The organism is Rhodospirillaceae bacterium, from assembly GCA_018660465.1.
Lineage (GTDB): Bacteria > Pseudomonadota > Alphaproteobacteria > Rhodospirillales > JABJKH01 > JABJKH01.
Window position 1 is genome coordinate 1 of record JABJKH010000010.1, and the last position, 20,771, is coordinate 20,771.

Sequence of the window (20,771 nt, forward strand, 5' to 3'; positions counted from 1 at the left end):
AAATGCACAGACATCTTAAGTCAAACCTAAACAGCTCAACCGCCGCCCGCGCATCCCTTCATTTAAACAACAATGTCAAAGAGCAAAAATCGCGAAAACCTAAACACAAAGGCCCCCGCGAGAGGCCGGGTTATAGGCCCCCCGGAGTGGGCTGTCAAACCTTTTAGCAGAGAAAAATTTTACTCCGGGAACGACCGTATGGTTTTACCGGTCGCGAACTCCCATTATAGCTGAGTCTGCGTTGAAAAACAACTGAGTCACCGGGCTAATCAGGTGATAACAGTAGCAACATCTTCTTTTGACCAAATGATCCTTCTGCCTCCAATATATGGTGTTAAATTTCGTTAAATAGGGTATATATCGTGCCAGCTATGATTTTATAGCCGCGATGACTGGATAAATACGACAGCCAAGGGGGGTCAAGTGGTGGACGGACGGAAAATTAGTAGATTGAGGCCGCTTTCGAAAATCGTCACGGGTGTCATTTTGGGTGGGCTCCTAAGCGCTTGCAGCAGCGGCCTTAACCTTGGAAACAGCACGCCTAAAGAAGCGATTGGCGACGCGCCGGCCCAGCCTACACCTGTTGTCGCCTTCAATCGATTTCCTGACCTGCCCATTCCGCCGGGCGGTGAGATCAATTTGGAAAAGACTTTGGTCTTTGGCTCCAATGAAGCGTGGTTCGGTCGACTGACTGTGGAATCGTCTCTGAATTCCAATGAACTGTTTAATTTTTTCAAGCAGGAAGTACCAGGATTTGGCTGGCAAGAAATCACATCCATACGCTCTGCACTCAGTGTCCTGACCTATACCCGGAACAAACGGGTCGCGACAATCCAGATCGCAGGTGGATTTTTGAGCGGTGCATCGGCGAGCATCACAGTATCGCCACAGGAATCCAAGGGGGCACCGCAAGGAGATCAAGGGAGGGCGCCACAATACGCACCCCAGAATTTACCGAGACAGCGAATGACGGCACCTGTGTCACCGGTTCAACAAGAGCCGACCATGCCACCGTTTCCGGCACCTGTCCTGAGGGGTCGGTAGACCGTTCTTAAAATAGTAAGTGCTGAGAGAGAGAGGGACGTTAGCCCGCATTCATAAAGCTGGGCTCACAGAACTGACGGCGGCGTTTCAGCTTACGGCATAAACTTCCTGCCGCTGATTTTCCTGCCAAAGGTCCTGCATTCAGGCGGTAGAAGACGCCCTTGCCAGGGCCCAAATTGACCTTAACGATTTCGGAGCCCAATTTGTTCAAAAGCTTGCGGTGCTTGCGTTTAATTTGCTTCCAGCCTTTTTCCGCTTTGCCTTTGGATCGATACGACGCCAGATGAATGGCTGACTGCATGGCACCCTGTGCCATGGCTTTTTCTTGTGGCCCCAACGGTTTGGCATAAGAGGCGGCTCTCTTCGACATCTTAGGCGCTTTTGGTTGCATCGCCGATTCCACGGCCTTGCGTTCGCGGGTGTACTCGTCTGAACCAATTGTTCTCTCAGTTTTTAGAAACTCCAACCAGCGGACGCGGTCGGCAGCTTCCATCAAGCCGCGCGGCGGCACGCCGGGATTAGCAACAGAAACGGGAGCCGCTGGCATCAGCGCATCCAGGATCATGGTTCGCTCAGACGCATGCTGGCCGACCGAAATGGCGCGCATTTCCAAGGCTCTGGAAATGGCGCGAAGGCGCCCTGAGATTTGTTCTGTCGAAGGGACTGGGCGGTCTAGTCCTGTCGCCGGTGGTGGAGACGTCAGCGGCAACAGCGAGCCAATGTTCGCACGCCGCCGAGTTGCGAATTCATCCGGTGTGATCAGCCCCTGGTCTTTCAGCGATTTTAAAATGTGGAATCGGTTGACGATATTCTTCTGCGCCGAAGAAAATACTGGAACTTCACCGCCGGTAGGCGCCGGAGCCCGACGACCGAGCAAAGGATTCACCGCCCCCATGGGCGCAACCGGTGCGGCACTTACAACTGGTGCAGATGTACGATTGGGCACCATGCCGGCAGTTGATGGAACAGCCTGCCGTCCGCGGCCCATGCCGGTTAACACGCCACCACTTTCCAACAACGCTAAATTAACGCTGGCGACTTCGGATATGGGGCGAACCGATAGACTTTTCAAAACAATAATCTGTTGTGTTTCGTTAGGCCGGAGCGCCAAAACAGCTTCGTACATTTCACGCGCTTTGGTCGGCTGACCGGTGTTCTGATAGAGCATGCCAAGACCCATGAGGGCTTCGACGTCCCGGTTGTCGCGTTCTAGGGCGACCTTAAAATGACCTTCTGCGGTTACATAGTTGCCCTTGGCCAATTCCGCGATGCCCAATTCTGCAAGATCATTATTAGGCGCGATGCCGCGTTGCCAGAAGCGCTTTTGAAATAGGTCGCCCTCTAAGGCGCCACCGCACGCACTGAGCATAAAAGCCGCGACAATCAAGACCGCGAAACGTTTGGAATGGCCTCTCACGATATTCGTCCCTTTTCTCGAATTCTGAAGCGCGCCATAGGACATGCCCCGTTCTAGTGTAACTCGTTCTAGTATAACCCCATCTCTGGCAGACTCGAAACAATCTACCACCCACTATGATTAATACCCGATTAATCACTAATTTAATGTTAATGGATTCAGGCGCCTAGAGGAGTTTTCAAGACTTGAGAAAACAAACTGCGGTCCACATTTCCGCCGGACAATACCAGCCCAACGCATGATTCTGCAATTTGGTCTTTTTCTTTGAGCAACGCCGCCAAAGGAACAGCCCCAGCCCCTTCGGCCAAGTTATGGGTATCGGTAAAATAGCATCCCATGGCGTGGGTGATTTCGTCTTCTGAGACGCTGACGATGCGGTCCGCACCTTTGTTTATGATAGAGACCGCAGCAGCATCCGGGGTTCGGCATGCGACACCATCGGCCAGGGTGTTGGCTGTATTGGTCGAAACGGCCTCCCCTTTGGCAAAAGATAACGCATAGGCGGGCGCATTTTCCGCCACGACGCCAACAATTTTTGTGGTGAGGCCCAAGGCATCCCGGGCAGCGATCATACCGCTAATTCCCGAACCCATACCAATCGGGACATAAACTGTTTGAAGCTCTGGCGTGCTCCGCAAGAATTCCAAGCTGTAGGTTGCAACGCCATGAATAAGGGGGGGCTCGAACGGCCCAATGATGTGGAGATTTCGCTCCGCCGCGAACACCGCCGTCTGTTCATAGGCTTCTTGAAAATCTGAACCATATTCGATCAGTTCCGCTCCCAGCGCCTTCATTGCGGCATTCTTTTCAGGGTTATTGCCTTTGGGAACAACAATGGTCGCGCTCAGCCCGGCGCGAGAGGCGGCGAAGGCCAAGCTTTGGCCATGGTTGCCGCGGGTTGCGCTGATGATCCCCGTGATATCGGGCCTGTCGCGTTTCAGATGATCCAAGAATACCAAACCGCCACGAACCTTGAAGGCACCGATGGGGGTGTGGTTCTCGTGCTTAACCCAAACATCGCATCCAGCGCGCGCCGATAACAGCGGCCAATGGATCTGCGGAGTCGCCAACATATGTCGATAAACGATTTCCGCAGCGTGTTCGAGTTCACTTAGGGTTGGAGAAAAGTCCATCGGTTAAAAGTCTTTCACAGTGTGGCCGTGGTTCAACGGACCATGTCCTTGTCCCAAGCCGGGTGCGGTACGAATTGCTTCCAGCACATAGGCGCGGGCACGCACCACAGATTCCACCATACTAAGACCTTGCGCCAAACCGGTCGCAACGGCGGACGCCAAGGTACACCCTGTGCCGTGAGTGTGGACCGTGTCGATGCGCGGGATTTCATAGCTGAGAGTTTCGCCTGTTTCCAGTCGTAATCGGTCGATGACTTGCTCACCAGAAAGGTGTCCGCCTTTTAACAGAACACTTTTCGGTCCGAGTTCCGCTAAGGCATCCAGCGCGCCATCCGGATCGGACTCCGGGTCAATTCCACTTAGCTCCTGAGCTTCAGGAATATTGGGGGTGAGGACTGTCGCCAAGGGTAAAAGTTGATCGCGGAGGATGGCGAGCGAGTCGTCTGCCAACAGCGCAGCGCCTCCTTTGGCCACCATGACTGGATCGACCACGATAGGAATACCGTCAATGTCTGACAAAACACCTGCCACTGCTTGGATGATTTCGGGCGTGTGCAACATACCGACCTTGATGCAGTCGGCACCGAGATCGGACAGCACAGCTTTTGCCTGGGCCGTGACAATATCAATGGGAATATCATGGATTGCGCTGACACCTGTAGTGTTCTGCACGGTCACGGCGGTGACCGCTGTCATCGCGTAACCACCAAGTGCTGTCACGGTCTTAATGTCGGCTTGAATACCTGCACCGCCGCCTGAGTCAGAGCCCGCGATAATTAAGACACGGCCTTGCACGCGCCTTATCCCGCGACCCGCTCAACCACTGAAACGATGTCATTCACAACTTCATCGACCAGGCTTTTGTCTTCGCCTTCGGCCATGACTCTGATCAATGGTTCTGTGCCTGATTTTCTAATCAGCAGCCGGCCGCTGTCTTTCAGACGATCCTCACCGCCGGCAATAACTTTCTTGACCGCATCGTCTTCCAAGGGCTCGCCCCCGTTGAAGCGGACGTTCTTCAGCAACTGCGGCAGCGGCTCGAAGACTCGGCAGACTTCGCTTGCTTTCTTGCCAGTCGCGACGATCACCGCCAAGACTTGTAGCGCTGCAATCAGGCCGTCGCCGGTCGTGCCATAGTCACTCATGATAATATGGCCGGACTGTTCGCCTCCCAAATTAAAGGCGCCTTCACGCATGGTTTCAACCACGTAGCGGTCGCCGACTTGGGTTCTGAAAAGCTCCAGGCCAATGCCTTCCAGATAGCGTTCCAGTCCTAGGTTCGACATGACCGTCGCGACCACGCCACCGCCGTGTAGCCGATCTCGGTTCGCCCAATCTCTGGCGATCAAGCCCATGAGTTGGTCGCCGTCCATCAAGCGTCCCGTCTCATCGGCGATCAGCACTCGATCAGCGTCACCATCCAAGGCAATGCCCAAGTCCGCACCATGGGCGACGACTTGGCTGCACATGGTGTCTGTCACAGTCGAACCACAGCCGTCATTGATATTAAAACCATCAGGATCAACACCGACCGGCACCACGTCTGCGCCCAGTTCCCACAGAACTTCCGGTGCAACCTTGTAACCCGCCCCATTGGCGCAATCGATAACGAGTTTGAGATCGTCCAGGCGCATATCTTTGGGGAAAGTTTGCTTTACGTATTCATTGTATCTGCCGTGCGCGTCATCCAAGCGCTTGGCGCGGCCCAGTTTGTCGGGGGCTGCCAAGTCGGCTGTCATATCGCTGGCGACGCGCCCTTCGATTTCAGCTTCGACCTCATCGGATAGTTTGTAGCCGTCCGCATCGAACAATTTAATGCCGTTGTCTTGATAGGGATTGTGCGAGGCTGAAATCATCACGCCCAAATCGGCGCGCAGGGTTTTTGTCAGCATGGCCACCGCCGGCGTCGGCATCGGCCCAACCAAGATCACATCCATCCCCATGGACACGAACCCGGACGTCAACGCCGGTTCCAGCATGTAGCCAGACAGACGGGTATCTTTGCCAATCACCACCCGATGGCGATGATCACCGCGGGTGAAATGGGTGGCCGTTGCCATGCCGACCCGCAACGCCGTCTCTGCCGTCATCGGCGCCCGATTGGCGGTGCCGCGTATCCCGTCAGTGCCAAACAACTTTCGCGTCATAAGACCTACCCTATTCGACCTACTGGGTCGCATTTTCTATAGCCACCTGAACCGCCAGCGCTTGGCAGGTTTCAGCGACATCGTGCACCCGCACAATATGAACGCCTTGGGCCACACCGGCAAGGGCGGCAGCTATAGAACCAGCCACCCTATCCTTAGGCAGCTCACCGTTACTGACGTGACCGATAAAACTTTTTCGGGACACGCCGAGAACCACTGGCAAAGCCATATCCTGGTAAAGATGTAACCGTCCAAGAATATCGAGATTGTGCGCCACAGTCTTGCCGAACCCGATACCGGGGTCGACAGCGATTTGGTTGCGGGGAATTCCTGCTGCCTCACAAACCCGAACTCGATCAGATAAATAATCCCGCACTTCCAGCGCCGCGTCCTCATAGACGGGATCGTCCTGCATGGTGCCGGGTTCGCCTCGCATGTGCATCAAGATTACCGCAGCCCCTGATTTTGCCGCAGCGTCCAAGGAATTCGGATCACCCGTCAGCGCCGTCACGTCATTGATAATCTTGGCACCCGCCTCAACTGCAGCTGTCATGACTTGAGCGTGGCGGGTATCAACGGAGACAGTCGCACCAGCGTCAGCCAGCCCCCGCACCACAGGAATGACACGATTAAGTTCTTCATCAATGGAAACAGGTGCCGCCCCAGGTCGGGTTGATTCGCCGCCAACGTCTAAGATATCCGCGCCCTGATCTCGAAAGGCCAATCCCCGGGTCACGGCGTGTTCCGCCTTCAGGGTTTCCCCGCCATCCGAAAAGCTATCTGGAGTGACATTGACGATCCCCATGATCAGCGGCTTATCGCGCGCCAACCCGGCAAAGGTTGAAACAATTTTCTTTGTCACTTTACTCAGCGTCCTTCGAGACGACTGCTTCGCAGTCTCCTCAGGATGAAGTTATTTAAAGATTGCTAAATATCAAACGTCCCCAAAACCCCTTCATCCTGAGGAGCGCTTAATTAAGCACGTCTCGAAGGACGCCGAGCAAAGCCTCGGTAAGGGAGACCCTAGGTCCCAGGCTGCGGTTCGGGCTCTAGTCCACCTGGGCGATCTTTGCCGACGTTGCCGCTGGTCGGAACAGAAGACTTGCGATTTCCGTCCTTGGGCATATCGTCCTGATCTGGCCGGATGATGGATTCGCCTCGTAATAACGCATCAACCTCTTCACCTGTCAGGGTTTCATATTCCAGCAAGGCTTTGGCCACAGCGTTCAAGCCTTCGCGTTTCTCGCGCAGAATTTCCAGCGCTTTTTTCTCGGATTCATCGATCAAGCGACGTACTTCATCGTCGATCAGCTTGGCAGTGGCATCGGAAACGCTCTTGTGCTGAGTTACAGAATGACCGAGGAAGACTTCCTCTTCATTGTCAGAATAGCGAAGCGCGCCAAGCTTATCGCTGAACCCATACTCCGTCACCATACGCCGCGCCATTGAGGTTGCTTCTTTGATGTCGTTGCCCGCACCGGTGGTTATGTTTTCCGGACCGAAGACAATTTCTTCTGCTGCCCGGCCACCGAACATCATCGCCAGCTTGGATTCCAATTCCATCTTGGAATAGGTATATTTATCCCGTTCCGGCAGCGACATCGTCACGCCCAGGGCGCGGCCCCGGGGAATGATCGTCACTTTATGCAGCGGATCACTCTTCGGCATGTATATGCCAACCAAGGCATGGCCAGCTTCGTGGTAGGCCGTAAGTTCCTTCTCATCGTCGGTCATAACCATGGACCGTCGCTCTGTTCCCATCATGACTTTATCTTTGGCTTGCTCAAATTCGGCCATGGTGACCACACGCTTACTCGCACGCGCAGCCATAAGGGCAGCTTCATTGATCAAGTTCGCCAAGTCCGCACCGGAGAACCCAGGTGTCCCCCGAGCAATCACCCGCGCATCCACGTCGGGTGCCAAGGGCACCTTGCGCATGTGGACTTTAAGAATTTTCTCGCGACCAAGAATGTCTGGGTTCGGCACCGTCACTTGGCGGTCAAACCGACCCGGGCGCAGCAGCGCCGGATCAAGCACGTCCGGACGGTTGGTGGCGGAGATTAGAATGACACCTTCGTTGGTTTCAAACCCATCCATTTCAACCAGCAACTGGTTGAGAGTCTGTTCGCGTTCGTCATTGCCACCGCCAAGGCCAGCGCCTCGGTGACGACCGACGGCGTCCAGTTCATCGATAAAGATAATGCAGGGTGCGTTTTTCTTGCCCTGTTCGAACATATCGCGCACCCGAGAAGCACCGACACCGACAAACATTTCAACGAAGTCCGAGCCGGAAATCGTAAAGAACGGCACATTGGCTTCACCCGCGATGGCGCGTGCCAGCAAAGTTTTACCAGTGCCCGGAGGCCCAACAAGCAAACAGCCCTTGGGAATTTTTCCGCCAAGACGTTGGAACTTCTGCGGGTCCTTCAAGAACTCAACAATTTCTTCCAGTTCCTGTTTAGCCTCATCAATACCGGCAACGTCTTCAAAGGTAACGCGGCCAGATTTTTCCGTCAGCATGCGCGCCTTGGACTTACCGAAGCCCATGGCCTTGCCGCCACCAGATTGCATTTGGCGCATAAAGAATATCCAGACCCCGATCAGCAGTAGCATTGGGAACCAGGAAATTAAGATTCCCCAAAGCGTCGGCGCGTCTTCGTCAAACGGCACAGCCTTAATCTGAACGCCTTTTTTCGACAGACGGTCAACCAAGGTAGGATCGTCCGGCGTATAGGTCGAGAACCGGCGACCATCCCGGTAATGTCCGGAAATCGCATTGCCTTGCATGGTCACGTTGCGAACTTCGCCAGAGTCCACCGCCGCAATAAAATCTGAATACGGCAACATGGATTGCCCGGTCCGCTGCGTGTTCCCCTGAAACAGGTTGAACAGCGCGAAAACCAGCAACGCAATAATCACCCACAACGCTAAATTTCTGCTGAAATTCAATCTAAATCCCTCTCTATATTAATAACGCTGGCGTGCTTTGTCCGCACCGCAAGCGCTGGTATCGTACCATCCCTTGAATCATCCACCTAACAGATAGTGCAAAAACCGGCTCACGCAAGGAAAAAGCCTTGGGAAGAGACTGAATTTGGGGGACAAAATTGACTCTTTTGGATGAAAGCTGCACCTGCGCGTTGATATCCCAAATGTGGAATTTGACAGATGCCCTCACCATCAAACAAGGCAGGCAGGGAAACTTTCGCCGCGTAAGCGACATGGTGGTCAGCTAATTCCGGGGCCTGCTGAAGCGCTGTATTCCAGCCTTGTTTACCCAAAAAGTTCAATTTTAGAGAGCTGGAATTATCGTTAGTCTCATCTGCTCCCACGCCACCAAGGGTAATTTTAAAGCGGCGGTCCCAGTGGATTGTTTCACCCGGACGAACGACCAATGAAAGGACACCAGATCTAACTTCTCTGGTGATCAAAATATTGCGATCAGACGAATCAATGCGACACCCACCGAGACTGCGCCCCCTAAATCCTTCTCCTTCGCGCAAAGATTTATACAGCCTAGCTAACTTTTCGACAGACGGACCAAACTGCCGTCCGCCAATGCAGCAGAGAACTCTAGAAAGGGCGCGATAGGCGATTTCCTGATCTGCTGCCATCAACGCATTAAAACTCAGTGACGCATATCCGAGAGGGTAGACCGCAACACATTCCGCCAACAGCCGTGCCGTTTGATTTTCCAGCGCGAGCCGGGCCGAGCCATAACGCGCTGCTGCTTTGGCCAACCGCTTTGGCGAAATTCCACCACCAGCGAGCGGGCTCAGCAACGCCCGCACCCGGGTCCGGGCATAGGCGGTGTTTTCGTTGGACGGATCTTCGACCCAGTCCTGCCCTCTGGCCTCAAGCAACTCCCGCAAACTTTGTCGGGATGCATCCAATAAAGGACGAAGCAAGCGAATATCCGTTAATTCCAAGCATTCAGGCATGGCCGCTAAACCATCAACACCGCTGCCGCGACCAAGACGCATCAGATAAGTTTCGGCCTGGTCTTCCAGATTGTGTGCCAAGGCCAGATGCAACACTCCTTGGCGCCGACACCACTCAGACATCAAAGCATAACGCGCCTCTCGCGCGGCTTTTTGCACACCAGTTCGGGGTTTGGGGTGGGTCCAAGGCAAAATTTCATGGGCGATCCCTCGCGCCTGAAGCCACGTCGCCACTTGTGCCGCCTCACGTGCCGACTCCGCTCTGAGCCCATGATCCACAGTTAACGCGGTAACCTGCCCGCCTTGAGCCTTGGCCCATTGATCCGCCAGGAGAACAAGCGCCATACTGTCGCCGCCGCCGGAAACGGCAATGGCAAGATGAGGCTCGGCCTCAAAAGGTCCCAAGGCCGCCATTTTATGAGCGAATGATTTGTCGCTGAGAATCGTCACCTTATAGACCTTTGTGCGATTAAGATTTGGGACCTAATTTTTCACCGTCGTACCGCTTAGCGTCCTTCGAGACGCGCTTAAGTAAGCGCTCCTCAGGATGAGGTTGTTTTTTCTAATTATTACCAACAATAAACCTCATCCTGAGGAGCCGCGAAGCGGCGTCTCGAAGGACGCTAAGCGGCACAATATCACCAACAGATACCCACCAAAAGCTTGAGGGCACTTACTTACAGCCGCTGCGCTTCCACTCTGCGTTTACGGTTTTAAGAACCCGCGCAGACGCATCGGGAAAATCGGCTTTCAATTTTTCGAACGTGGTGCAGGCTTCATTCTTCTTATCAAGATTGGCCAGCGACATGCCCAATTCCAGCAACGTTACAGATGCCTTTGGTCCCTTGGGATTTGTTTTAAACCCTTGGTAGAACGACCCTGCCGCCGGTTTATAACGCTTGCGTACATAATAGGTTTTACCCAGCCAATAATGTGCATTACTGGCGAGTTTATCATCACCATGCTTGCCAAGAAATTCTTTCCAGGCCGCTTCCGCTTCATCGTACTTCGCCTGCCCCAGTAACTTAAACGCAAAGCGATACTGTTCCTGCGGTGTGCCCGGCGGAAGAATGCCCGGTGGCGCTTTTGGAGCACCAGGAATTGCCGCGGATTGGACCGGTGCAGATTGGCCAGCTTGCGCTCGGCCATCGCCGTCTTTGGGAAGGCCGCGTTCCTTACGGAAGGCATCTAGTTCAGATTGCGAAATACTTCCAAGTTTGCCACTGCCAGAGGCGAAGCTGGGTTGCCCGCCCCCCGGCCCTGCTTGGGTTACAGCACCTGGTGACGGGGCCGCACTTGTTTCGGGTGCACCGGATGCTCGGCCCTGAATCGCCCGCCCCGCGGCTGCATTTTCCAAAGTCGTGAGTCGGAAATCCACATCACCAACCAGCTTTTCAAGTCGCTGCTTGATCTGGTCCATGTCAAAGGCAACGCCCTCGACCGTCCCGGTAGCGGCGCGAATGTCTTCTTCCATTGAACTGAGGCGTGCTTCAAAGCGAGCGATGGATGTGTTCGGAACGCTGCTTGCAGCACCGCCTTGTGCACCAGAAACCAAAGGCTGTGATCCCGGCTTTCGGCCCCGCGACAGTGTCACGTTCAAAGTCCGAATATCCCGTTCAAGGCGTTCCATGCGATCAATTAACGGGCCTAAGTCATTGGACTGTGCCCAAGCCTGCCCCTGTGTATAACTTGGCATAAAACCTGACAGCGCGATTGCCAAAATGAACACGCCCGAGGCAAATTTACGGTTAACGAAGTCGGTCCCTGAATTCATGATTTCACCTTGGTATTAGGCCCACTTGGGGCATTTGGCCCACCTGGAAAACACTAAAGCTTGTTTTAGGCAAAATTACGGCGCTTGCCCATCCCCAAACTTGCGGGGCAGGCAAACGCCGTAAAATAACCTATAACGTGGCGTGGTGTATTAGCTACCAGCGCCCGTTAATGTGGTGACAGAGCGACGGTTTTGCGACCATGCGCTCTTATTGGAACCAACCGCGTCAGGCCGTTCCTCACCATAAGAAATTACTCTAACGCGACTGGCGCTGATGCCGAGTGCGATAAGATAATCTTTTGCAGCATTGGCCCGGCGTTCACCCAGGGCCAAGTTGTATTCACGAGTGCCACGTTCATCAGCATGACCTTCAACCGTAACCTTGACCGAAGAATACTTCTTCAACCATGCGGCTTGGCGTTCCATAGTCCGCTTACCAACCGGCTTCAGACTGCTTTTGTCATAATCGAAAAAAACTCGGTCGCCGACGCTGGCAACGAAGTCCGCGCTCGAACCAGGCTTAATCGCCGGGCCGCGCTTTTTCTTCTTCTTTGCCATCGGCTTTGCCATCGGCTTATCCATGCTCGCCTTGGACATGCCGCTGTCACCCGTTTTGGCTGACTCATCAGGTGTTTGTGCACAAGCACCAAGCAATGCCACAGCCGCAAACAGACTTAAAAATTTAAAGCGCATTTATATTCCCCCTACATCGGAGCGTTTAACGTGTTGAAAATTTACCGCAACCAGCGGCGACAACTCAATCGTCCCCCAGCGCGCGTTAACCCTGTTCATATAGAGTAAACATGCGAAATCCAAGGACATTTTACAAAAAATCTTTTACCCGTAGGACTATAAGCCTCTCTAGTTAACGAATCAAGGGTGACCATGCCGGATCGGACGCATCTAAGGGGGTAACAATCTCCCGTTCGTTATGCCCTGTCAGGTCGATGGAATAGAGCCGCGATTTGCCGCCTCTGCCCTTATTGTCGAACTTTTCCTGGCGGTAGAAGATCAACACCCGTCCATTGGGCGACCAGGTTGGCGCTTCGACGGCATAGTCTTCTACCAGCAATCGTTCGCCGCTGCCATCCACCCGCATAATACCGATAAAAAACCGCCCGCCCCGCAACTTAGTGAAGGCGATCAGATCACCACGTGGTGACCACACAGGCGTTGCGTACCGCCCCTTACCGTGGCTAATTCGCTTCACGCCGCGACCATCGGCATCCATAACGTACAGTTGTTGCGAGCCACCCCTGTCTGAATTAAATACAACCCGTTTTGCATCCGGCGAGAAGCTGGGCGAGGTATCAATAGCCGAATGATTGGTCAGGCGTTTCACCACGTGGGTGCCTAGATTCATGGTGTAAATCTCAGAATTCCCGTCCTTGGCCATGCTCATAATAACCGTGCGACCATCCGGCGAAAAACGCGGTGCGAACGTCATACCCGGGAAATCCCCCAGCACTTCCTGGCGCCCGGTATCAATGTTGAAAATATAAACCCGGGGTACGTTGCGATAATACGATAGATAGGTGATTTCTTGCTGATCGGGAGAGAATCGGGGGGTCAGCACCAGCGAATTGCCATTGGTCAAGAATCGGTGATTCTCTCCATCCTGATCCATAATTGCCAGACGCTTAACCCGGCGATGTTGCAGGCCGGTTTCCGCGATGTAGACAATTCGCGTATCGAAATACCCGTCCTCACCAGTGATGCGTTTGTAAATGGCGTCGGCTATAATATGTGAAACCCGTCGCCAATTGTGTGGCACGGTGAAATATGCAAGCCCAACCATTTGTTGCTCAGCGAACACATCCCACAGCCGAAACTCAACCCGAAGCCGACCGTCGGCCACAAGTCGAATGCGACCCTGCACCAAGGCTTGCGCGTTGATCACCCGCCAATCGCCGAATCGGGGTAGGGTGTTCAGGGCCTGCGCCTTTTGAATAAATGCTTTCCTGTTGAGCGGCTTGAACAGGCCAGAACGTTCCAGATCAGCTGCAATCACACGAGCAATATCTTTGCCATAGCGGGATTCGGTCGCTGATGCGCTGACGAAATCCGTCACCGCGATGGGCATCGGTTGAACCGTGCCCCGGGTAATATCGATTTTTAATTCTGCCTGCGCCAGTTGGGGCAATCCAAATGCCAAGCAAACGACGATGAATAAGCTGCCAAGGCTTCGGGCAGCAAAAGTTCCGATTTGCGTCATCTTGCGATCATCCCCACTGAAGAATTCATTATTATATGTCCTCTATAATATATCCTTTGGATTAAACGACAATGTCATCGTCTTCCAGCGATCAAATTTTTTCGCTGGCAGCTTGAACGGCTGGCACCGAGGATTCAAGACCGCACGTAAAGCGCTTTCCGCTGCCGTCCGGTAAAACGGGTCAGACATATCGCCAGAGCCCTTCTTTAGTTCAGCACGTTGGACCGTGCCGTCGCGGTTCATTTGCACGGCGATATCGATCACAAGGTTCTGTGCATCCTTCGCCCCGGCAGGCACAATCCAGCACCGGGTAATCTGCTGACGCACCAAATCGATCTCACTGATCGATACCGGCCTGGAAGAATCGAAAGACTTGGTTCTGGAAGCCAAGGCCTTGGCTATTTCCTGCTCGAACGCGTCTTTGTCTGGCTTCTTCTTTTCAGGTTTTTTCTTCTTTGCCGGTGCCGTTTTTTCCAGTTCAGCAAGCGTCTTCAGTACAGAAGCAAATGCATCCGGCGGCTTTGGCTTACGACGTGGCTTGATCTTGGCAAGCTTGGTCGGTGGTTTCGGCTTCGCCTTGACCTTAGGTTTAGGCTTCGGCTTCGGTTTGGGTTTGGGCTTTACCTTTGGCTTCGGCTTAGGTTTCGGCTCTGGTGGTGGCGGCAAAACGGCCACTTCTTCCTTGGGCTCCGGTGGTGCGGGCGGCGGTGGAGGTGGTGGGGCCTCAGCGGCTTTCGGCGGAGGTGGCGGTGGCTTCGCCTTAGGGGGGGCAGGTTTAGCTTTGGGTGCGGGCTTGGGTGCAACGTTGGTGATTTCATCAACGCTCACCAGTTCGACAATCACCGGCGTATCCACCAACGGCGTCATATCACGCAGTTCAGGTAGGCCATAAAAACTGACCACAAAGATGCCAACGTGAAACAAACCGGAAAAGGCGTAACTGGAACGTTGCATGGCCGCTACTTAGCCTGTTTCTTTTTTGGGCGCCGTTTTTTACGGCCCCGTGCTGACTCAGTCACAAGCGCGACTTTTTTAAATCCTGCCCGATTGATCGTGCCCATGACTTGCATGACACGGCCGTAATGGATCGCACGATCACCACGAATAAAGATACGTATGTCGGGATTGTTGCCGGTAATTGCGATCAGACGCGGCACCAAGTTGACCAATTCCATCTCAGTTTCTTGCAGATAAATCTTACCCTGCTTATCGACGGTAATCGCCAATGGTTCATCCTGACCTGGAATGACCGAGGACTTGGTTTTTGGCAAATCAACTGTAACGCCAACGGTCAGTAGCGGCGCCGTCACCATAAAAATGACCAGCAACACGAGCATCACATCGACGAACGGCGTGACGTTGATCTCGCTCATCGGCTTATGGCTACGGCCGCGCCGAAAACTTCTGTTACGTTCTTGCAGGGAGGCAGCCATGATCAGTCCTCGCTATCCCCGCCATCCATTTCACGCGAAAGATACGCCGCCAGTTCACCGGCAAAGCTATCGAGGCGGCTTTCATACCTGTCCAAATCCTTGGAGAGTTTGTTGTAGGCAACCACGGCCGGGATCGCTGCCAGCAAGCCCAATGCCGTCGCGAATAGCGCTTCGGCAATGCCCGGTGCGACCACAGCCAGACTGGTGTTCTTGGAAATCGCGATGGCTTGAAAACTGTTCATGATGCCCCAGACCGTGCCAAACAATCCGATGAAAGGTGCGGTTGATCCCGTGGTCGCAAGGAATGTCATGTTCTTCTCAATCAAGCCCATCTCACGACCCAAGGTGATTTGCATGACCCGCTCAATGCGCTGAGAGAGCGACCCCATGCTTCCGGACGCGGGCACCCGCCGCCATTCCTTCATGGCCGCAACAAAAACCGACGACATCGGATCACGCGGTTGCGAGCCGATGCGGTCATAAAGCTGATCCAAGGACCCGCCCGACCAGAACACGCCTTCGAATTCCGTCGCACCCGCGTTCAAGCGTCTGAGGCCCATCCATTTGTCAAAGATGATCGCCCAGCACCAAAGCGACGCCACCAACAACAGAACGATCACTGCCTTGACGATGATGTCCGCTTTGATGAACAGCGCCCAAATTGAAAAATCCACATTGGCGACAGAGCCGCCCAAGCTTACCGCGTCGATGACATTATTCTCCATGCGATTGTCTCAATCTTCCGTACTATAATTTGTGTTACAAAGTGTCTTTAGTATGGCACTCACAGTTTTAGGGATTCGCTCCGGCCCGCCGGATGTACCGACGCAGGCCAACTTCATTTGAAAAACCACCAAATCTTCACCGCCGCGTTTAACGATTTGCTCTGCGGTTAAGGTCGCACCACCGACTTTTAGCAACCGGGTATGGACTTCCAACGCGTCATCAAGCCGTGCCGATTTTAGAAAATCCGCCTCGGTCCGCCGAACCGCAAAAGCAATGTCGTGTTCCGCCATCAAGCGCGAACTTTCGATACCTTGTTCGCGCAGCATTTCGGTGCGTGCACGCTCTGCGTATTTTAGATAATTGGCGTAATAGACCACGCCTCCCGCATCGGTATCTTCGTAGTAAACCCGCATCGGAAAAATATGCGCTGACGCATCAGGCATCATCCGCCTCCGCCTCTGCAATTAATTCCATTTGTGAAGCCTGAGCGGGAACCGAAAGCCCCAAATGCTCATAAGCCTTCCGCGCCAAGGCCCGGCCCCGGGGCGTGCGCATTAAGAACCCTTGCTGAATCAGATACGGCTCAATGACTTCTTCGATGGTGTCTCTTTGTTCGGACAGGGCAGCCGCCATGGTCTCAACCCCGACAGGCCCACCGCCGTAGTTATCCGCAATGCACATCAAGTAGCGTCGGTCCATTGCGTCCAGGCCGAAGCCATCGACTTCCAGTCGGTTGAGGGCCGCATCTGCTTTCGTCGCATCAACAGAGCCATCACCGTCCACAGCCGCAAAATCCCGTACCCGGCGCAGCAGCCTGCCCGCGACCCGGGGCGTGCCCCGTGAGCGTCTGGCAATTTCACTGGCCCCTTCGGGCGTCAGTTCCAAATCCAGCAATTTCGCGCCGCGCCGGATGATCAGTTCCAATTCTTCGGCGGTATAAAAAATCATCCGCATGGGAATGCCGAAGCGTTCACGCAAGGGCGTTGTGATCAGGCCTGAACGTGTCGTCGCACCTACCAGCGTAAACGGCGGCAGATCAATCCGAACCGATCGCGCCGCAGGGCCTTCGCCAATGATTAAATCCAGCTGGAAATCTTCCATTGCGGGATACAGTATCTCTTCCACCGCCGGATTAAGACGGTGGATTTCATCAATGAACAAAACATCACGCGGTTGCAGGTTGGTCAGGATCGCCGCGAGATCGCCGGCCTTGGCGATCACCGGTCCTGATGTCGCCCGAAACCCGACGCCGCATTCCCGGGCGACAATTTGCGATAGCGTTGTTTTACCCAACCCTGGCGGGCCATAGAACAAGACATGGTCTAGGGCCTCGCTGCGTCCACGCGCGGCCTTAATAAAGACCGACAGATTTTCGCGAACTTGTTTCTGGCCGATAAAATCATCCAGGGTTTGCGGTCGCAGACCCGCGTCAGGGGCATCGCCCTCTTCTACTTCCAACTGGACCACCCGATTTTCATTCATCGACCAAGATCCCTCGGACCGAGTTCAGCAAGCCCGGCACGAATTAACGCTTCGACACTGACATCGTCGTCCATCTGTCCTTGAGCGCTAGATACGGCAACCAGAGCTTCCGAAGCGCCGTAGCCCAAGTTCACCAAGGCCGAGACCGCGTCCGCCGTTTCGGTGGCCGCACTTCCGGCAGCAACGTCTATACTGGCGCCGCCTGCAGCAGCAGGACCCAGTGCCAATTTTCCGACCTTATCTTTAAGTTCCGACAAAATACGTGTCGCGAGTTTGGGGCCAACCCCGGCCGCCCGAGTGATTGCGGCTTTGTCGCCTGAGGCAATTGCGCGCACGAGTTCTTCCCCGGCCAATACCGTCAGCAGGGCCAGCCCAACCTTGGCACCGACGCCCTGGACCGTCGTCAGCAGCTTGAACCAGTCGCGTTCATTTTCATCCCAAAACCCATACAGATGAATATGATCTTCGCGTACGTGGGTTTCGATCATCAGTTCCGCCGCCTGACCTTCAACCAGTCGACCGAGCGTGCGCCCCGAGGCAAAGACTAAATACCCCACGCCAGAGACATCTATGATGGCCCAGTCGTCGCCGACGGAATCGATCAGCCCTTTCAGCTTGGCAATCATCCATTTGCCTCCGCCAAAAGCTGATGTTGGATCGAGGAGCGTTGGTGGGCATGACAGATGGCAATGGCGAGCGCGTCGGCTGAATCAGCTGATTTGATTTCCACCCCTGGCAACAGGGTCTTCACCATCATCTGGACTTGTTCTTTCTGGGCATGGCCCGCACCGACAACCGTCTTCTTCACTTGATTGGGCGTGTATTCGAATACGGGAATGCCGGCCCGTGCAGGCACCAGCAAGGAAATCCCCCGCGCTTGGCCAAGCTTAAGAGTCGATGTCGGGTTCTTATTCACAAAGGTTTCTTCGACTGCTGCCTCGTCAGGGCACATCGCTTCAATGACTTCCACAAGGCCGTCGTGAAGCTGCACCAACCGATCTGCCAATGCGAATGACGCGGTCGAGTTCACCACACCGTTGGCAATGTGGCTCAGCCGGTTGCCGGTGGACTCGATCAAGCCCCAGCCCGTGTTCCGCAATCCCGGATCAAGTCCGAGGAATTTCATTCTGTACTCCCCCTACTTTTCCCCGATCAAGCACTCAACCTCGCCATAATCTCATCCGAGACTTCAAAATTGGTCGACACCCGCTGCACATCGTCGTTTTCTTCCAGAACATCCATCAGCTTCAATAGAGTCTGTGCTGTACTTTCATCAACCTCCGTGGTGGTCTGCGGCTTCCAATCCAGCTGCGCCACTTCCGGTTCACCAAGGGCCTTTTCCAAGGCTTCGCGAACATCGTTAAAATCGTTCGGCTCACAGAAGATATCGTGGCCCTCGTCATTCGATTCGACGTCGGACGCGCCGGCTTCCAATCCCGCCTCGAACACGTCATCGGCGTTACCTGCCGCAGCGCCATAGTGGATGCGCCCGACATGTTCAAACATGAAATTAACACTGCCAGTTTCGCCGAGGTTTCCGCCGTGCTTGGCGAAGGCCGAGCGAATTTCAGATGCCGTGCGGTTGCGATTATCAGTCAAGGTTTCCACAATCACCGCGATGCCGCTGGGGCCGTATCCTTCGTAGCGGACTTCTTCGTAATCGGCATCATCTTCGCCGCCGGAACCGCGCTTAATCGCCCGTTCCATGTTGTCTTTCGGCATGTTCACCGCCTTGGCCGCAGCAATCGCGGTCCGTAGACGCGGGTTCATGTCCGGATCAGGCAAGCCGGTTTTAGCGGCAACCGTCAGCTCGCGAATGTGCTTCGCAAATACTTTGGCCCGTATGGCGTCCTGTTTGCCCTTGCGGTGCATGATGTTCGAAAATTGTGAGTGGCCTGCCATATCGATCTACTTTGCTCTTTTTGGAATATACTGTGGTTAAATTTCCAGCCTTGTACTATATCTGGGCACCATATCTAGCATAAAACGAAGCAAGAGCGTAGGATATAGCGCTCCAGCTAACAAACTAATATGGCAAATTTAGGGCTGGAATGACTTAATAAAGACCCTGAGACTCAGGTGCCTGGCCCAAAACCAATAGACTTCGTCCAATCTGGTGGACGCAATAGCCCCGCCTTAAGGCGCATCTTAACCGACATATCCCGTCCCACATTCAGGTGTCCAAATCTGTGTCGATAAGTGGCATAATAATAACCTGACGTCACCTGTTTTCAGCAAGATTTCTCGTGAACATCGTCTCAACAGGGTCAACAACATTTAGATTAGTCGATTGCAGAACTCAAAAAAATAGATGAATATAGTGTAATACAGTCAATAATTTTACATATTTCTGGTGTTCGCCATGTCTTCGACCGTTCCATCCTGCGAAAGTGAAGCCAATTCACTTTCTATAACCTTTCAATCTGAAAACGGGATGCCTCTGGCGGGCACGCTTGTCCTGCCTTCGATGGCGAGCAAAAAACCTGTGCCTGCCTTGTTATTGATACAAGGCAGCGGCCCTACCGACCGTAATGGCAATCAAGAACCCGAGCTTAAGCCTGACCTTTTAAAACAGGTAGCGGAAATCTTGGCCGAAGCAGGCATCGCGTCGCTTAGATACGACAAGCGGGGCATGCACGCGAACAGCCCTAGCTTTCCCAAAGACGCGGATGATTTGCCGTTGTTTTGTAGGTGGGAAAGTTTTGTTAATGACGCGACCTTTGCCTTTAAATTCCTCGCATCACGGCCAAAAATAGACAGCGATAGCGTCGGCATTTTTGGCCACAGCGAAGGCGGCTCAATCGCTCTCGATGTATCCCAAAATCAAAAGTTCGACGCTCCCGCCCCCAAGTTGTTGATCTTAGCGGCGACAGCAGGTCGATCCTTGGGAGACATTATCAGCGAACAAATCTGCGCAATCTTATCTCACCAAAAAGCCGAGCCCCAGGCGCGAGAATTCTTCTTGAAAGAGAACCGGCGAATACAAAAGGCGATTTTAGCCACAGGAAAAGTTCCTTCAGACGTCCCATCTGGTCTAAGAATATTTTACCCCGACTACATTGGCCCCTTTTTAAAATCTGCCCTAGCCCTTGATACGCCCACTTTAGCTTCATCTTTTAGCGGCCCAATTCTGGTTATCAATGGAATGGCTGATACTCAGGTCTCCGCAGAGCGCGATGCCGGTCTATTTGCGAAGATATTGAGCAATAGATCAGATGGCAGCGAAGTCTATTTACCCACCGATGTCTCGCATAACCTTAAGCACATTAATGGGAATCCACAGGGATTTGACGGTGACCTGGATGGGCGCGTTAAAGACAAGGTTCTCAGCTGGCTCAAGGATATTTTACAACCCCTTATATCCCGCTAGAAGCCCTACAAAATCACAAGCCTTCCGCCATAAAAGTTGAAAAAAATCCTCAGAAGTTGTACTATTTCAGGTGGTGTATGGGGGTTGTT

The 20,771-nt window shown here is 53.7% G+C and carries 20 protein-coding genes; 2 read left to right on the forward strand and 18 right to left on the reverse strand.

What is annotated here, in order from left to right:
• Positions 1 to 450 precede the first annotated feature (450 nt).
• Complete coding sequence (locus tag HOM51_02365; GenBank protein MBT5033342.1) at positions 451 to 1,044, forward strand: hypothetical protein; 594 nt, start codon at positions 451 to 453, stop codon at positions 1,042 to 1,044.
• A gap of 40 nt (positions 1,045 to 1,084) precedes the next feature.
• Here HOM51_02365 and HOM51_02370 read toward each other — a convergent pair whose 3' ends face one another.
• From HOM51_02370 to HOM51_02455, 18 genes are all read right to left on the reverse strand, one after another.
• On the reverse strand, positions 1,085 to 2,461 hold the full coding sequence (locus HOM51_02370; protein MBT5033343.1) for a tetratricopeptide repeat protein: 1,377 nt from the start codon (positions 2,459 to 2,461) through the stop codon (positions 1,085 to 1,087).
• A 158-nt stretch (positions 2,462 to 2,619) separates the two neighbouring features.
• Positions 2,620 to 3,594 carry a threonine dehydratase gene (locus HOM51_02375; protein ID MBT5033344.1) on the reverse strand — a complete coding sequence of 325 codons (975 nt, stop codon included), beginning with the start codon at positions 3,592 to 3,594 and terminating at the stop codon, positions 2,620 to 2,622.
• Between the two features lie 3 nt (positions 3,595 to 3,597).
• On the reverse strand, positions 3,598 to 4,389 hold the full coding sequence (thiD, locus tag HOM51_02380) for a bifunctional hydroxymethylpyrimidine kinase/phosphomethylpyrimidine kinase (GenBank protein ID MBT5033345.1): 792 nt from the start codon (positions 4,387 to 4,389) through the stop codon (positions 3,598 to 3,600).
• A gap of 5 nt (positions 4,390 to 4,394) precedes the next feature.
• Positions 4,395 to 5,741, reverse strand: coding sequence for a phosphoglucosamine mutase (locus tag HOM51_02385; protein MBT5033346.1), 1,347 nt, complete (start codon positions 5,739 to 5,741; stop codon positions 4,395 to 4,397).
• Positions 5,742 to 5,760: 19 nt separating this feature from the next.
• The gene (gene folP, locus HOM51_02390) at positions 5,761 to 6,546 is read right to left on the reverse strand and encodes a dihydropteroate synthase (protein ID MBT5033347.1); all 786 of its coding nucleotides are present in this window, start codon (positions 6,544 to 6,546) and stop codon (positions 5,761 to 5,763) included.
• Between the two features lie 218 nt (positions 6,547 to 6,764).
• Complete coding sequence (locus HOM51_02395; protein ID MBT5033348.1) at positions 6,765 to 8,690, reverse strand: ATP-dependent metallopeptidase FtsH/Yme1/Tma family protein; 1,926 nt, start codon at positions 8,688 to 8,690, stop codon at positions 6,765 to 6,767.
• A gap of 110 nt (positions 8,691 to 8,800) precedes the next feature.
• Positions 8,801 to 10,132, reverse strand: a complete 1,332-nt coding sequence (gene tilS / locus HOM51_02400) for a tRNA lysidine(34) synthetase TilS (GenBank protein MBT5033349.1) — start codon at positions 10,130 to 10,132, stop codon at positions 8,801 to 8,803.
• Between the two features lie 223 nt (positions 10,133 to 10,355).
• The gene (gene ybgF, locus HOM51_02405; protein ID MBT5033350.1) at positions 10,356 to 11,456 is read right to left on the reverse strand and encodes a tol-pal system protein YbgF; all 1,101 of its coding nucleotides are present in this window, start codon (positions 11,454 to 11,456) and stop codon (positions 10,356 to 10,358) included.
• A 150-nt stretch (positions 11,457 to 11,606) separates the two neighbouring features.
• A complete protein-coding gene (gene pal / locus HOM51_02410; protein MBT5033351.1) occupies positions 11,607 to 12,149 on the reverse strand; it encodes a peptidoglycan-associated lipoprotein Pal in 543 nt (180 codons plus the stop codon).
• A 172-nt stretch (positions 12,150 to 12,321) separates the two neighbouring features.
• A complete protein-coding gene (gene tolB / locus HOM51_02415; protein ID MBT5033352.1) occupies positions 12,322 to 13,671 on the reverse strand; it encodes a Tol-Pal system protein TolB in 1,350 nt (449 codons plus the stop codon).
• A gap of 42 nt (positions 13,672 to 13,713) precedes the next feature.
• Complete coding sequence (locus HOM51_02420; GenBank protein ID MBT5033353.1) at positions 13,714 to 14,625, reverse strand: energy transducer TonB; 912 nt, start codon at positions 14,623 to 14,625, stop codon at positions 13,714 to 13,716.
• 5 nt (positions 14,626 to 14,630) lie between these two features.
• The gene (tolR, locus tag HOM51_02425; GenBank protein ID MBT5033354.1) at positions 14,631 to 15,104 is read right to left on the reverse strand and encodes a protein TolR; all 474 of its coding nucleotides are present in this window, start codon (positions 15,102 to 15,104) and stop codon (positions 14,631 to 14,633) included.
• 2 nt (positions 15,105 to 15,106) lie between these two features.
• Positions 15,107 to 15,829 carry a protein TolQ gene (tolQ, locus tag HOM51_02430; protein ID MBT5033355.1) on the reverse strand — a complete coding sequence of 241 codons (723 nt, stop codon included), beginning with the start codon at positions 15,827 to 15,829 and terminating at the stop codon, positions 15,107 to 15,109.
• Positions 15,830 to 15,838: 9 nt separating this feature from the next.
• Complete coding sequence (gene ybgC / locus HOM51_02435) at positions 15,839 to 16,243, reverse strand: tol-pal system-associated acyl-CoA thioesterase (protein MBT5033356.1); 405 nt, start codon at positions 16,241 to 16,243, stop codon at positions 15,839 to 15,841.
• A 22-nt stretch (positions 16,244 to 16,265) separates the two neighbouring features.
• A complete protein-coding gene (ruvB, locus tag HOM51_02440) occupies positions 16,266 to 17,312 on the reverse strand; it encodes a Holliday junction branch migration DNA helicase RuvB (GenBank protein ID MBT5033357.1) in 1,047 nt (348 codons plus the stop codon).
• A complete protein-coding gene (gene ruvA, locus HOM51_02445; protein ID MBT5033358.1) occupies positions 17,309 to 17,938 on the reverse strand; it encodes a Holliday junction branch migration protein RuvA in 630 nt (209 codons plus the stop codon). Before ruvA ends, ruvB begins: the two co-directional genes overlap by 4 nt.
• Positions 17,935 to 18,438, reverse strand: a complete 504-nt coding sequence (gene ruvC, locus HOM51_02450) for a crossover junction endodeoxyribonuclease RuvC (protein ID MBT5033359.1) — start codon at positions 18,436 to 18,438, stop codon at positions 17,935 to 17,937. Before ruvC ends, ruvA begins: the two co-directional genes overlap by 4 nt.
• Positions 18,439 to 18,464: 26 nt before the next feature.
• Positions 18,465 to 19,214: a YebC/PmpR family DNA-binding transcriptional regulator gene (locus HOM51_02455; protein ID MBT5033360.1), complete on the reverse strand. Its 750-nt coding sequence runs from the start codon at positions 19,212 to 19,214 to the stop codon at positions 18,465 to 18,467.
• Between the two features lie 460 nt (positions 19,215 to 19,674).
• Here HOM51_02455 and HOM51_02460 point away from each other — a divergent pair, with 460 nt between their 5' ends.
• Complete coding sequence (locus tag HOM51_02460) at positions 19,675 to 20,682, forward strand: hypothetical protein (protein MBT5033361.1); 1,008 nt, start codon at positions 19,675 to 19,677, stop codon at positions 20,680 to 20,682.
• Positions 20,683 to 20,771: the final 89 nt, after the last annotated feature.

Excerpts from the sequence above, each read along its gene's own strand:
- HOM51_02375 (MBT5033344.1), bottom strand. The coding sequence starts at position 3,594 with ATGGACTTTTCTCCAACCCTAAGTGAACTCGAACACGCTGCGGAAATC.
- HOM51_02385 (MBT5033346.1), bottom strand. The coding sequence starts at position 5,741 with ATGACGCGAAAGTTGTTTGGCACTGACGGGATACGCGGCACCGCCAAT.
- folP (MBT5033347.1), bottom strand. The coding sequence starts at position 6,546 with ATGGGGATCGTCAATGTCACTCCAGATAGCTTTTCGGATGGCGGGGAA.
- ybgF (MBT5033350.1), bottom strand. The coding sequence starts at position 11,456 with ATGAATTCAGGGACCGACTTCGTTAACCGTAAATTTGCCTCGGGCGTG.
- pal (MBT5033351.1), bottom strand. The coding sequence starts at position 12,149 with ATGCGCTTTAAATTTTTAAGTCTGTTTGCGGCTGTGGCATTGCTTGGT.
- tolB (MBT5033352.1), bottom strand. The coding sequence starts at position 13,671 with ATGACGCAAATCGGAACTTTTGCTGCCCGAAGCCTTGGCAGCTTATTC.
- HOM51_02420 (MBT5033353.1), bottom strand. The coding sequence starts at position 14,625 with ATGCAACGTTCCAGTTACGCCTTTTCCGGTTTGTTTCACGTTGGCATC.
- tolR (MBT5033354.1), bottom strand. The coding sequence starts at position 15,104 with ATGGCTGCCTCCCTGCAAGAACGTAACAGAAGTTTTCGGCGCGGCCGT.
- tolQ (MBT5033355.1), bottom strand. The coding sequence starts at position 15,829 with ATGGAGAATAATGTCATCGACGCGGTAAGCTTGGGCGGCTCTGTCGCC.
- ybgC (MBT5033356.1), bottom strand. The coding sequence starts at position 16,243 with ATGCGGGTTTACTACGAAGATACCGATGCGGGAGGCGTGGTCTATTAC.
- ruvB (MBT5033357.1), bottom strand. The coding sequence starts at position 17,312 with ATGAATGAAAATCGGGTGGTCCAGTTGGAAGTAGAAGAGGGCGATGCC.
- ruvA (MBT5033358.1), bottom strand. The coding sequence starts at position 17,938 with ATGATTGCCAAGCTGAAAGGGCTGATCGATTCCGTCGGCGACGACTGG.
- ruvC (MBT5033359.1), bottom strand. The coding sequence starts at position 18,438 with ATGAAATTCCTCGGACTTGATCCGGGATTGCGGAACACGGGCTGGGGC.
- HOM51_02455 (MBT5033360.1), bottom strand. The coding sequence starts at position 19,214 with ATGGCAGGCCACTCACAATTTTCGAACATCATGCACCGCAAGGGCAAA.
- HOM51_02460 (MBT5033361.1), top strand. The coding sequence starts at position 19,675 with ATGTCTTCGACCGTTCCATCCTGCGAAAGTGAAGCCAATTCACTTTCT.